This is a genomic window from Acinetobacter sp. 148 (assembly GCF_031196675.1).
Lineage (GTDB): Bacteria > Pseudomonadota > Gammaproteobacteria > Pseudomonadales > Moraxellaceae > Acinetobacter > Acinetobacter baumannii.
The window spans coordinates 79,690-92,505 of the sequence record NZ_JAVIMT010000071.1 but is presented as its reverse complement, the minus strand read 5'-3'; the positions used below and the strand labels follow the sequence as shown (position 1 = coordinate 92,505).

At 37.9% G+C, this 12,816-nt stretch carries 10 protein-coding genes; 1 reads left to right on the top strand and 9 read right to left on the bottom strand.

Annotated features, from left to right (window positions below; all coding sequences use genetic code 11):
• Positions 1 to 27 precede the first annotated feature (27 nt).
• The 7 genes from RFX69_RS12725 to RFX69_RS12695 form a co-directional block, all read right to left on the bottom strand.
• A complete protein-coding gene (locus RFX69_RS12725; RefSeq protein ID WP_000791869.1) occupies positions 28 to 981 on the bottom strand; it encodes a DUF6160 family protein in 954 nt (317 codons plus the stop codon).
• A gap of 161 nt (positions 982 to 1,142) precedes the next feature.
• Positions 1,143 to 3,554 carry a DUF6160 family protein gene (locus RFX69_RS12720; RefSeq protein ID WP_289332881.1) on the bottom strand — a complete coding sequence of 804 codons (2,412 nt, stop codon included), beginning with the start codon at positions 3,552 to 3,554 and terminating at the stop codon, positions 1,143 to 1,145.
• Between the two features lie 32 nt (positions 3,555 to 3,586).
• Entirely contained in the window at positions 3,587 to 4,312 is a 726-nt protein-coding gene (locus RFX69_RS12715; RefSeq protein WP_005129519.1) for a DUF6160 family protein, read from the bottom strand.
• A 15-nt stretch (positions 4,313 to 4,327) separates the two neighbouring features.
• The gene (locus RFX69_RS12710) at positions 4,328 to 6,460 is read right to left on the bottom strand and encodes a hypothetical protein (RefSeq protein ID WP_005129520.1); all 2,133 of its coding nucleotides are present in this window, start codon (positions 6,458 to 6,460) and stop codon (positions 4,328 to 4,330) included.
• A gap of 223 nt (positions 6,461 to 6,683) precedes the next feature.
• Positions 6,684 to 7,985, bottom strand: a complete 1,302-nt coding sequence (locus tag RFX69_RS12705) for a hypothetical protein (RefSeq protein WP_005129521.1) — start codon at positions 7,983 to 7,985, stop codon at positions 6,684 to 6,686.
• Positions 7,986 to 8,281: 296 nt separating this feature from the next.
• On the bottom strand, positions 8,282 to 8,851 hold the full coding sequence (gene dcd, locus RFX69_RS12700; RefSeq protein ID WP_000985728.1) for a dCTP deaminase: 570 nt from the start codon (positions 8,849 to 8,851) through the stop codon (positions 8,282 to 8,284).
• 114 nt (positions 8,852 to 8,965) lie between these two features.
• Positions 8,966 to 9,559 (bottom strand): LysE family translocator, encoded by a 594-nt coding sequence (locus RFX69_RS12695; protein ID WP_000626780.1) that lies wholly within the window; start codon positions 9,557 to 9,559, stop codon positions 8,966 to 8,968.
• Positions 9,560 to 9,915: 356 nt separating this feature from the next.
• Here RFX69_RS12695 and RFX69_RS12690 point away from each other — a divergent pair, with 356 nt between their 5' ends.
• On the top strand, positions 9,916 to 10,482 hold the full coding sequence (locus RFX69_RS12690) for a DUF2062 domain-containing protein (protein WP_000605097.1): 567 nt from the start codon (positions 9,916 to 9,918) through the stop codon (positions 10,480 to 10,482).
• 30 nt (positions 10,483 to 10,512) lie between these two features.
• Here RFX69_RS12690 and RFX69_RS12685 read toward each other — a convergent pair whose 3' ends face one another.
• Both RFX69_RS12685 and apbC read right to left on the bottom strand, forming a co-directional pair.
• A complete protein-coding gene (locus RFX69_RS12685) occupies positions 10,513 to 11,385 on the bottom strand; it encodes a 5'-methylthioadenosine/S-adenosylhomocysteine nucleosidase (protein ID WP_001159887.1) in 873 nt (290 codons plus the stop codon).
• Positions 11,386 to 11,530: 145 nt separating this feature from the next.
• Positions 11,531 to 12,760, bottom strand: a complete 1,230-nt coding sequence (gene apbC, locus RFX69_RS12680) for an iron-sulfur cluster carrier protein ApbC (protein WP_000118708.1) — start codon at positions 12,758 to 12,760, stop codon at positions 11,531 to 11,533.
• Positions 12,761 to 12,816 lie beyond the last annotated feature (56 nt).

Genomic DNA, 12,816 nt, shown 5'->3' with positions numbered 1-12,816 from the left:
CAGGTTAAGTAATTATTAATTATTTTTTTAAAAGCCACTTACTTTCATTTTAAAGTCGGTCACCGAAGCACCCGTAACTCCAAAACTCCCCATAGACCCATTGGGTAAATTATTAAAGGTTGTTGTACTTTGTGTACCTAAATTTCCTAAAGTCACATTGTTAAGTGATGCATCAAATTTACTAGATACACCTATATTTCCAAAGGTAAGTCCTGTCGGGTCAACCCCAGCATAAAATCCATCAAGAACAAAACCCGTTGACGCATTCGTACCTGCAAATTTAAACCCAAATGTAGCACCTGTGTTATCGGAAACTAAAGTAATCGGGCAGCCAGATGCAGCAGAACAAATCGATTGAATAGCTCCTCCGAATTTAACCATAACCGACTGGGCAGCATGTCCCAATTGAATATTTAAACGAGGCTTATTGGTTTGAACAAAGTTAATATCAAGATTACCAGTAGAACGAATCAGCTCTTTTACCCCGGTATTCACCGTTGTGCCCGAACTAAAAATTGATTTTGGTGCATAACTTGTTAATGCATAATCGGATGGGCTAGATAAAGATGTACTTGGTGCTAAATAAACTGAAAATGGTAAAAGCCGAATACCATTTACGTCACTCCCCATCGTGACAGCTAAATTTAAAAAAGGATTTCCACCACCAGCATCGGTATCAATTGCAATATTAAAAGAAGGATTTGTAGATACAGCAGCTTTAATAAACTCTATGCCAGGAACCGGATTAGTAGAGTTTCCTGCAATGACAAGACCTGCTTTACTGTTGTAAGACGTAGATGCAATACCGTTCGTATCAATCAAGGCGACTTGATTAAATTTAACTTGATCAGCCTGAATACCTAGGGTTAAACCATTTTGACCCGTCGCAGCCGCAAGACTTTGATCATCCAAAGGTTGCATCGCGCAAACACTTGAACTACCGGCAAGTAACAGCCAGCACCCTATATTTTTATTTTTCATGTCGCTCTAATCCTTAAGAGACAAACGTTTATTATTTGTTCAGACTATCAGAATAATATTCAAGTACAAAGCAATTATCTCTATAACCCGACGAATGCAAATCCAATCACACTAAACTAAAATTTATATAAAAAAGTGACGTTAAACGTCACTTTTATTGATTAGTTAAAGGCGCCATTTCTAGGCACAATGCTAAAGCTGCTATTTAGACGTCCACCCGTAATTGCAAGCTCACCTAAACGTGCTCCTGCACCTGTTGAAGGTGGATAGAAATTAATATCTTTCACACGTAATGCGCCGTCAATACTCTTATCAGGGTTAAAATAAACCGCGGTATTTACGCCAACTTTACCTAAACCACTTGCGGTATCTTTGCCCACAACTAAAGCGGTATTAAACGCTAGCTTTCCAGTAATATTGTCAAAACCAATTGCAGAACCATCAATCGGGTCACTAATTTGTACAGTATTTCCAGTTGCTGTCGCAGGCATTGTAAAATCGCCGAGTACAGTTAAAGCACTACCATCTGCAATTGAACTATTCGGCACTATCGATAAATTAAGATCGCCGCCTAAACGTAGTTTTAAACCAAATAAGACATCATTATTTTTGGCAAAGTTATCGATTGGCGAAGTACAAGACCCGGTTGCCGGACAAGTTTTATATTTAGCTCCTGGTAAATAACCTGCTGCAATTTCGGTTGATAAAGCAAGTAACATATCTTTTAAACCGATATTTAAACTGCCATTTTCTAAACCAATAGTGCCATTGCCTTTGAGGAACATATCAATATTACGTAACCCCATATAATAATCGGTAGGGTTGCCCGCATTATTAGCATTTGGAGAACCATCAATTAATAAAATTGAAGTTGTTTTAGTACCGCCTGCATCTCGACCTGTCGTTCCGACAGCTATACCAAAACCTAAACGTGAAGTTGTACCAGATGTTGCAACTAAATTTTGAATCGGTTTACCGTTGGCATCTTTTGTATAGTAATAAGCACTATTTGCAGGCGCATCTACACCATAGACAGCGGCATTCGCATTTAAATTATAAAAAGGTAATGCCAAACCCCACTGGTTATTTAAACCATTATCTGCAAATTGATTAGCAGCAGCGACATTTGCACTGGTGGTAAAACGACCTCGTCTTGAGAATGCCTGGAACTCTGCTCCACGCATGGCAAGAATTAAGCTAAATGGATTAGTCACCGTATCACGATGAATATTATGTTGATAATCGGCAGCAGTTGTTAAAGTGCCGGAGCCTAAACGAATTGCATTTAACGTTGCGTTATTTGGCATTAATAAAATTTTTGTATCAGCAAGATTTAGATAAATATTTCCGCTGTCAAAATAACCGCGTGTAGCCGAGTTCAGCCCCGTTAAATTACCGAATTCAAAACCATAAGCATTTAGACCTGCACCACCAATTTCTAAGGTAGTTGCTTTGCCATCTGAACCTAACATCGAATCATTATCTTTAGTGAACTCCCCTTTCATACGAAAGGCAATTCCAGAGTTACCTAAAATACTATTACTCGATCCCGTACCTGAAGCCGTATTAGCTGTACCTAATGTTGTTTTATCTGAAGAACCATCCATACCACGGACTTGTAGGTAACTGTTAACCATACGGCCGCTAGCACCTAAACGAATCAAGCCTTTAGAATTCTGTGGGCTATTTGTTGTGTCTAGGGCATAAGGATTTGACTTATCAACATTTGAGCTAAGCATTATCTCAATATTTAGACCTGAATTGGTTACTTTCCCACTACTGTCTACATATGTACCAGCAGTTAAACCAGAAGCAGAATCGGCGACACGATTAAAATCGACATAGCCATAGGTACTATTTGGAGTTTGCCCAACCGCAGCAGTATTATTCCCTGTATTAGTTTGTAAGACTATGCCACGGGTAGGATCAATAAACATGACGCCTTTACCAACAAAATTAAAGTTAAAATTCTTTAATATCAATTGATTTAGCTGACTACGCGCGTCTAATTGCCCTAAATAAATATTTGCATTATTTAGACCAAGCGTCATGCTTGACTGACTATTCGGGCTAAATAAACCATCTTGAGTAGTAAGAGCCAAGTTTAAAGGCGAAGTTGTTTGTATAGCCAACTGTCCTAAAGTAGGTGAACAAGCAGCCGAACTATTACAGACTTTGAAGCTATTTACAGTAATGAGCGAGGGACTACTTTGCATAGAAAAATCGACCCCTGCTTTACCTGTAGTCGCATTACTTCCTACGTCTAAACGGTAGTTTGTACCTAAAGCTTGTGTAGAGGCATTACTTTTTTGTATTTTTACACCACTCGCTTGAGCTCTTAAAATTTGATCAGCACTTGTTGGTGTGCCTGCATGGTCGTCCCAATAAGCATTATCAATATTGATTTCGTTGAAAGTCGTTTGTATCGAGATTCCATCTTGACCATTGACCGCACTCAAATCGGCATCTGTTAACGCTTCTAAAGCAAAAATCTGTCCGCTCACTAACAACATACTGGCTGTTAATGTATTTAAAATAAACTTTGAGCCGTGACTTTCTTTATTTTTGTTCATCACTTCAGTTCCTTTGAAATCTACATTAACCTTTAACAACGTGGATGGCTACCATCACAGCTAAAGACCATGACTTTTCCTTGAATTGCTAAGTTGCCATTCATCATTAAGCCCATAAAACCTGTTTCACGACCGTAGTCATACGCCGATGGGGTCGCAGTAGCCACTTGCTGGTTCGCACTATTAGCAGTCGCTGCATAAGTTGGTTTTTTGAAATATGCATAATCATACATATTTGCACTCGAGCCTTGCGTTGTTGTTGAGCTCGTAAAGTTATCTTGCTCAATTGACAGGGCATTAAAGCCAAAGTTACGAATTAAAATTGGCTGTGCTGCACTAAAACTAAGTTGAATAGCCGGTTTTATAATTTCAGTATTACTTTTATCAAGATACTTTAAATCAGCGCCATCTAAACCCATTTTTTGAATATTTAAAGTGCCTTGTACACCTTTAAATACTAACCAAAGTTTATTACCGCTATCACTATTTTCAACCCAACCACTTGGCTTAGTCGTGTCTGCTTGCACAAAACGTTTGTTAATTGCTAAACCAATGTGACAGAACTCTACGTTTTCACAAACTCCACCACTGCCATTATCAAATATACCGTTACTGGTCTGGTTTAAATTAAGCATCAAAGATAAATCAGCACCAGCTTGGCCATTGATTGCCTGTAATGCATCATTATCCAAGGTCTGTAACTCTGCATGGGTCACAGTTGCACAAAGAGCAAAGAGTAAAGCAGTTATTTTTTTCATCTCGTTACCCTCCTCTTAGAGACCTTTCGTTGTCAGTTTTAAATGTTGAATGAGCAAACCATCCACCACAGCGGAACCTAAATTGTTGAGAGGAGTAATATTTGTTAATGCAGGTGCCTGATTGGCAGTTGGAATCACATAACCAGTGGTACCGTTACTACTTCCAATTAAATCGTTGACAACAGCATTTCTTGATGTGAGCCATGGAATAGCAGAATTACTCCAATCACGATTGGAAGTAACTCCGTACATTGGCGTCGAACCCGATGTACTCGTACATCCTAATACACCCGAACAAGGTGTAGCATCTGCTGGTTTTGGCGTTGGATTTGTAATGACCCAAACACCAGTCCCTTTGTTATATTCCCACTGATTTAAATAACCAACAGTCTTATAACCACAGTCCGAATTAAATAAACCACAACTATATTCTTGATTCCAAGTTTGAGTGTTCTGCTGTCTTTGTTTAAAACGGACCTCTGTCATAGTTGCAGAAGTGGTACCAGATACTGAATTAGTCAGTGATACCAAACTACCGGCAGAAGTTCCAGAAACTTGCGTACCTGTTGAAATTAAACGACCAAAGGAAACGCCTATTGCCCCTTCACCTGTATTTGCTAACAAGGTTTTCCCATTATCAGGACTATATACGGTACCAATCGTAATACTACTATGCGTAGGGTTAACACATGAATAAACATTACAAGTAGAACCTTTATAAGACGTGTCAGCACCTGTGTAATCAGTATAAATCTGTTTATATATTTCTGGTTTATTTGCAATTCTTGCAATTTCAATACTAAAGTTTTTGCCGTCAGAACCTAAAATAAGCGGTTGATATAAGTTACCTAATACTAAGTTAATATTTGGATTGTAAAGATATAAGCCTTCACTATCAGCAAATTTTGGTGCTACAGCACTTGTGGAACCTAATGCTGGTGTATATAAATTATTTGATGCATTTGGTGAATCTGATGTTTCACGAGTGCTTAATCGTAAGACTTTACTTGTATCATTAAAGGCAATTCGTGTTTTATTCGATGTTTTTGTATCTGTTCTAGTTCTATTTTCTACATAGTAACGACATCCACGAGAAGTACTAAAACTTCCTGTTCCACTGTTACCACAATCGCCACTACTACTTGTACTTAAAGTTGAGTTTGCACCAGCATGTACTGTTTGCCAACCATTATTGGTACTCGATGTATATGTCTGGGTTTGACTCGTAACGTTTTCAGTCACTATACTGGTATTTTTACTATCACCTGTATTTAAGCGGACTAGGCCAGACATACCTAAAGTATTATTGTAAAAGGGGCTCATTCCACCTGTAGTAGTTGCTCCACCTAAAGTTTGAAACACACTAATCTGGCTGCCATTCAGACTAAAGCCATTTAAAACACCTTGTAAGCGCAATCGGTTAGCCCGATTTGTATCAATACTGGTACCAATTAATCCATTACTATCGCCATACTGGAACTGTGCTAAAGAGCCATCTGTAGTCGCTACAATATTAGGATTCCGTACAAATGCATCAGCCCATAATCCTAATTTTAAATTATATGCATCAGCTCCTTCTGCACCATCAATTGTTGGTTGATATAAAGGAGCCTCTAAAGATAAATATGTTACAGGGTAAAGAGAACTATCCGTTGTACTAAAATTAGGAACATTCGTAGCAGTTTTTACCTTAAATATCCAAGGATTGGCTCCTGTGCCCCAACTCGAAATCGCTGCTGCTGTTGCAGTATTGGCAATACGTGAGTTTGCATCACCGTCCGATTTGGAAAGTGCTAAACCATAAAGAAAGATATCAGCTTTACCTACTGCTTTATCTTCCGGTCCAACGCTACCATTACCACTAGTATCGGCAGCAGCCACACTCAAGGGTCCCACAGGCATATAGTTGATATAGCCAGTATCCTTACTACGATCAGTAATAATTTGATTTACAGATTCATTTGGACCAGCGCCACGGAATACCATAAATGCATTTTGGGGTAATATTGCAATACCTTCGCCTGTAGTTTCACTTAAACCGGCATCAGAAAGTTCTTCAAGAGCAAAGCTTGACTGACTTAAAAAAAGTCCAATTAAACTTGCTAAAACGGTTTTTTGAAACCTTACCGTATAATTAAGTGTAGTCATCGTGACCTTCCTGTTTTATACGATGCCACGCACCATATTTCTTTTTCTTTAACAGTCCTTGATGTGAGATTATTTCCTTTTTCATCTCACAAGGGGGCAAACTTTTAAAAATTGCCAACCTTTCCACATTTACATTATGCTGAATATTTATACAAATGCAAAAGTAAATAAATAAAAAAGCACTTTTCCGATGAATGAAATATGGCAAATACATTAAAATCAATTAACAGAATTTTAAAGAACCATAGCAGTTAGCTGAGAAGTTCTGTTTTTGTAAGACAACATTAGTTAAGGACATAGAGGCTGGCGTTTTTCCTGTTAAATCAACAGTTCCAATTGGAAGATTACCTAAAAGTAGACAATTGTATGCAAGTGCTCCACACGGCACAGGATTACTATTTAAGTAGGAGCTCACTTGTCCTAAAGCATCATTAATAGTAGCTAGAGCAATATCAACATTTCCCGTAGGAGTAATTTGACCAATATCAATTGGATTAGTAAGTTCTAACCACCATCCTGTTTGTGCCGTTGAAGCAGCCTCAGGCCATAATATATTTACACCTTGTACAGATAAATAACCTGCAGATCCATTTAATTGCGCGGCATGGAAATAACCTAGACTTTGTTTAATTGCCACATTTACATCAAGATTATTTACTGTTCCAGTTACATTACCTGAAATCGCAACCGGAAGACCGAGCACTGAAGCCGTTGCATCTAAAGTTCCTGTAACTGAAATTCCTCCGACCCTTGCAGTCGCATTTAAATTCGCTGTATTAATACGCTTACCCGTAATAATTTGTTGCCCCATTGATAATGTACCTGTACCAGTACCCAAGTTTAGGTTATAAGAATTAGATGTAAATGGAACTGTATATAGATTACCTAGAACTTGCGCTCGTCCTGTAATTGCTGTTCCTGTTTCATCTTGGGTAATACCATAGTAAGGATTCGTAGTTACCGTACCACCAGTTGGTTTAGTGACCATATATCCACTTAATGAATTAATACCGCTAGGTGCATCACCATTTTCTAAACCAAAAGTAAGTAAGCCCGAAAGCGATTTAGCACTTAATCGGAAACCTTGTATTTCACGTGTAGACGCTGAATTCGGGTTCTTAACAGCGAACTCTAAAAATGGATTAGTAATAACTGCTGAAGAGGCAGCACGTTCAGCACTGGTACTATCTACAGTACCACCACTTAAGCTTAAATAATCGATATCAATATCACAGGCCCCTGCTCCATTGACACCGCCACAACCTAACTGTAATTTTTTAATATTGGCATTCAGTTCTAATTGGGCATCTAGGGCAAGTCGATAGAAGCCCATGTTTCCATTAGTACTAGAGTTACTTGCAGCATCGGTAGGGGCAATATAAGACATACTCATCAAGGCTTGGCCACGAGTAGCTGACAGCTCAGCATCTGACATTGGAACTAAAGTAGAATCAGCATAGGCTGTAGAAAAGCATAAACTTCCGAGTGCTAATATCGCAACCAGAAGAGACGTAAACTGTCGCATGACCGACCTCCGTATCCTTGGGGGCATAATCTAATTTCTTTTTATTTGGCTTCTTTTTCTTTAATGTACTTTTAAACTAAATACATAAGAAAAATACCGATATTTACGATTTCGCTTCTTTTTAATTTGTGTGATCCACATCAAAGAAAAAAATCAATTCTTGATCATTTTATATCATTTTCTACAAAAGAAAACGTACCTTATTAATATTCCGATAAACGTCACTTTTTAAGGTATATATAAAAAATAGGCCACTTAAAGTGACCCATTTTTAAAGCTCATCTATTTATAACAACTTATGTCTTAGGAAGTGTAACCCCAGTTTGGCCTTGGTATTTACCACCACGATCTTTATAAGAGGTTTCGCATACTTCATCACTTTCGAAAAATAGCATTTGTGCTACACCTTCACCCGCATAAATACGCGCAGGCAAGTTCGTAGTATTAGAAAATTCTAAAGTAACGTGCCCTTCCCATTCTGGCTCTAAAGGAGTGACATTTACAATAATACCGCAACGTGCATAAGTTGATTTACCAAGGCACACAGTCAAAACATTACGTGGAATACGGAAATATTCAATTGTACGCGCTAGAGCAAATGAGTTAGGCGGAATAATACAAACGTCAGACTCAATATCGATAAAACTTTTTTCATCGAAATTTTTTGGATCAACAATTGCAGAATGTACGTTAGTGAAAACTTTAAATTCGCGGGCACAGCGTACGTCATAACCATAGCTAGAGACCCCGTATGAAATCAATTTTTCGCCATTCTTATCAAAACGGACTTGATTCTCTGCATAAGGTTCAATCATGCCGTGTTTTTCGCTCATCTCGCGAATCCAACGATCAGACTTAATAGCCATGTATTTTCTATCCAAAAGGTAATTTCATTGATTGCGACGTACTTTAACGTAAAAAAGCAATTATGAAAACAATAGCGGCTACTCTTATCGCCAAGAATAGCCCGGAATAAATTTTTAAAGATTTAATAAAGCAGAATAGCTAATTGGAATTGAGAAACTAACTAAAACCAACGAAGCTGTTCTTTGTAAATTTGATTGATTTAACCAACGTACTTTATTTGCAGCCAAGACTGACCCTAAAAAAATCCAGAATAAGGCAATCGGGGTAATTAAAGCTAAATAAGCCAGCATATGAATGAGATAAATATGAAAATTAGTCCACGCTGCAACAGGGAAAATCGCTGAAGCAAAAAGTAATGCCTTAGGATTTAGTAAAGTTGCACAAAATAATTCACGTGGGCGAATAGTTGGCTGATCTAGTTCAAGCTGTTGATTTGCCGTGTGCCATAATTTAATTGCTAAAAAAATAATATAACAAGCACTGAGCAATTTAAGTAGAGGAGGTAATAAAGGAAGCGTTGCAGAAACTTTCCCGATTAACATTCCCCAAGCTGAAATCGAAATCACATACCCTAGAACTTCTGCCGGAATTAATTTAGCAGATTTTTTAAGGCCTACTTGTACTCCTGATGATGCAAGTAAAGTATTTGTTGGGCCAGGGGTAAGTAAAATAGTGGCAACCAAGCCAATAAAAAGCCATGAAATCATTGAATGACCTCACAATGTAGTCATCTCAGATTAATAGATATTATTCTAGAAGGCAAAATCTAATTGTAAGACAATTTTTTAATATCTTAAGAAATAAAATTTAAAAATTATTTATAAACAACAATTTATTAAAATTTTATTAATTCTAAGCTAAAAAACTATAGAGTCAGTCACAGCGTTTTACGTACCAAATTGTATTTAAGTAATATAAGTATTTTTATTTTAAATCTATTTTTACCTTAAAAAGGCCTATAATAAATTATTACCGCAGTAAGTTTAATTTTTAAGCTTTTAATAAGTTTCAATTAATATATTGTTTCTCTGTGTTTATATGAGCCCCTACGCTCTACTATCCTATGATTATGGCAAAGCAATTTTTTCAATCTTGGCTTCCTTCTCCAGAGAAAGTTTCAAATATGAAATTTTTAAGGATTTTCGGGCAAAAGACCCTTAATCCTGTGCTTTGGTATGTCAACCGTAAATCTATTACCCGTGCCATTTTTGTAGGGACTTTTTTCGGTTTACTGCCTATACCCTTTCATAGTGTATTTATTGTTATGGCAGTTTTACTGTTTGAAGTTAATTTACCTATTAGCTTAATGCTTGCTTGGCTCAGCAATCCTCTTACATTAGCGCCTATTTTGTATATTGGTTTCTGGTTTGGTGCACATATTTATCATGTGCATATGATAAATAAGAAAATGCTTTTAGGGGTGCTTCACCAGATTTCACGTTGGATTACGCATTTTGGTCATGGTCATATCGATTTGAGCCTCGCTAAAATTTTAATATCAGGTCTCATTGTCGAAGCGTTTGTATTTGCAACCATACTATATATAGTGACTGAGGTTTTTTGGCGTTGGATGGTCATTCGAAACTGGAAAAATAGAACAGGACATAAAAAACAAGAAGACGCTCTATAAGAATTCATCTTCTTGCCTAAAATTAAATTGTTATTTTGGTAGTTTAGATTTCATATATTCTTCAGCTACGTTAAGCACGTAGTCTTGGCAAGCTTCTCCTGTACCAGGGTCATAAGCACCATTATTTGTAATATTATTAGATAAAATTCGAATTCCTAAAAACGGAACATTAAACTGGCTGGCGATTTGTGCAACAGAAGCCGCTTCCATTTCTTCAACTGAGGTACCATAACGCTCATGGAAAAATTGAATTCGGTCAAGTTCATTATTCCAAACATCTGCCGAGCCAATCGTCCCTTCAACCACTTCACCTTTGTCATAACGTACTTTATGTGCCGCCATTAATAGCTCTTGGTCACCTTCAAATTTGCGAATTGCAATAGGCTCAGGGTCAGATTCTTTTGTTGGTAAAACGTCGAAAGCCTCAACCCATGTTAGTGAGTTTGAACCGCCACCTAATGGCTGTTTAGGCGTTCTAAAAGCGCCAATATTGGTTGCATATTTTCCTAAAACAATATCATAAACATGGAGATCAGGATCGTGCCCCCCTGCTGTTCCTTGGTTAATAATCGCAATCGGTTTATACCGTTCAATTGCCAAAGCGGTTGCGGCAGCAGAGTTACTCATCCCCATACGTGTTTTAGAAATAATCATTGGATAGCCATTGTAGGTTCCTTTCCAAAAGGTCCAGCCACCTATTGTTTCAACAGTTTTATTTTCTAACTTTGAAGCCATTCTTTCCGACTCTACGGGTAAAGCACCCTGAATAATAATCGGCTGTAACTTCTGTTTTTGTTCCTGAACTGTTGGTGTTTGTGAAACTGATGAGTTGTCATCATTACATCCAACTAAAAATAAAGCGCTACATAAACTGATTACGCCCAAACTATACTTAAATTGCATTTTCCACCTGTTTCTTTGAAAAAGAAGCGTAAAGTAGCAATCTACATGCCAATTTCAAGTTTAGCTTTGTTATTTAGATTCAGTAATTTAAATTTTTCTTTTAATCAGCCAATAAAAAACCCGACTTAAAGTCGGGTCAGATGAATCAAAAGATTCGTTTGTCATCTCGTGTGCGCTGAGGAATTTTTTCAATCTGTTGCCAGACTGCTTTCGCAATATCGATATAACTATCAGCTGCGTCATCCATTGCAACAACACTCGGTTTGCCCTGATCCGCATGCTCACGTATTTGAGCATTTAAAGGCAAACGACCCAGCAATGGAATATGGTACTGCTCGGAAAGCTTATCACCACCACCGATACCAAAAATTTGCTCTTCATGACCACAATTTGAACAAATGTGGGTCGACATGTTCTCAACGACACCTAATACAGGAATACCAACTTTATTAAATAATTCAATGCCTTTAGTCGCATCAAGCAAAGCAACATTTTGTGGGGTCGTCACAATGATTGAGCCAGTCACTGGAATACGCTGAGCAAGCGTGAGTTGAATATCACCAGTACCCGGCGGCATATCAATCATGAGTACATCTAAATCTGGCCAAAGCGTTTGATTAAATAATTGCATTAGAGCGCCTGTAGCCTTCGGTCCACGCCATGCAACAGGTGTGTTGTTATCGCCAGTTAGATGTCCAATAGAAAGTACTGCCATACCGTAAGCATCTAAAGGCACAAAATTTTCACTTTCAATCAGAGGAGTTTTACCAGCATTACCTAGCATGGTCGGGATACTTGGTCCATAGATATCAGCATCTAATACCCCAACCTTAAGTCCCATTTTTTGTAAGGCAAGCGCCAAATTGACCGTTGTTGTCGATTTACCAACACCACCTTTACCTGATGAAACTAAAATAACATTCTTGATTCGAGGATGAAGTGGCACATCTCTTTGTTGCGGCGCTGCTTTCTGAATTGGTGGGTTATTTGGATCCGGTTCAGACTTAGGTGAAGCATCAAGCACAGGAGGTAAATTCGAATTCTCTTTCGGTGCTTTAGATGAACAACCTTGACCCGAACTCTCTTGTGTAGGGCGCTTTTGTTGAACTACATGTAAATTAAGTTCTTCAATACCGCACTTTTGCAAAGCGCCAGCTAAATCATCATGAATTTGTTGCAAGTATTCTTTTTCGTCTGGGAAAGTATTAATGGTGAGTTGTAAAACACGACCTTGCACTTGAAGCTGACTAATGCGCTCTTTTAAAGCATCTTTTGAATGTGGCAATAAATAATTTTGGAGTACGGTTTGGATTTCCTCTTCTTTCACTTCTTGTGCGGGTGAAAAAACGGATTTTAATGAAGAAAGCCAAGACATATTGTTTACTCCAAAAACAGATCATTACAGCTTAATGGAGATAGTGTAACAGTATT

Excerpts from the sequence above, each read along its gene's own strand:
- RFX69_RS12725 (WP_000791869.1), bottom strand. The coding sequence starts at position 981 with ATGAAAAATAAAAATATAGGGTGCTGGCTGTTACTTGCCGGTAGTTCA.
- RFX69_RS12695 (WP_000626780.1), bottom strand. The coding sequence starts at position 9,559 with ATGATTTCATGGCTTTTTATTGGCTTGGTTGCCACTATTTTACTTACC.
- dcd (WP_000985728.1), bottom strand. The coding sequence starts at position 8,851 with ATGGCTATTAAGTCTGATCGTTGGATTCGCGAGATGAGCGAAAAACAC.
- RFX69_RS12710 (WP_005129520.1), bottom strand. The coding sequence starts at position 6,460 with ATGACTACACTTAATTATACGGTAAGGTTTCAAAAAACCGTTTTAGCA.
- RFX69_RS12685 (WP_001159887.1), bottom strand. The coding sequence starts at position 11,385 with ATGCAATTTAAGTATAGTTTGGGCGTAATCAGTTTATGTAGCGCTTTA.
- RFX69_RS12690 (WP_000605097.1), top strand. The coding sequence starts at position 9,916 with ATGATTATGGCAAAGCAATTTTTTCAATCTTGGCTTCCTTCTCCAGAG.
- apbC (WP_000118708.1), bottom strand. The coding sequence starts at position 12,760 with ATGTCTTGGCTTTCTTCATTAAAATCCGTTTTTTCACCCGCACAAGAA.
- RFX69_RS12720 (WP_289332881.1), bottom strand. The coding sequence starts at position 3,554 with ATGAACAAAAATAAAGAAAGTCACGGCTCAAAGTTTATTTTAAATACA.
- RFX69_RS12715 (WP_005129519.1), bottom strand. The coding sequence starts at position 4,312 with ATGAAAAAAATAACTGCTTTACTCTTTGCTCTTTGTGCAACTGTGACC.
- RFX69_RS12705 (WP_005129521.1), bottom strand. The coding sequence starts at position 7,985 with ATGCGACAGTTTACGTCTCTTCTGGTTGCGATATTAGCACTCGGAAGT.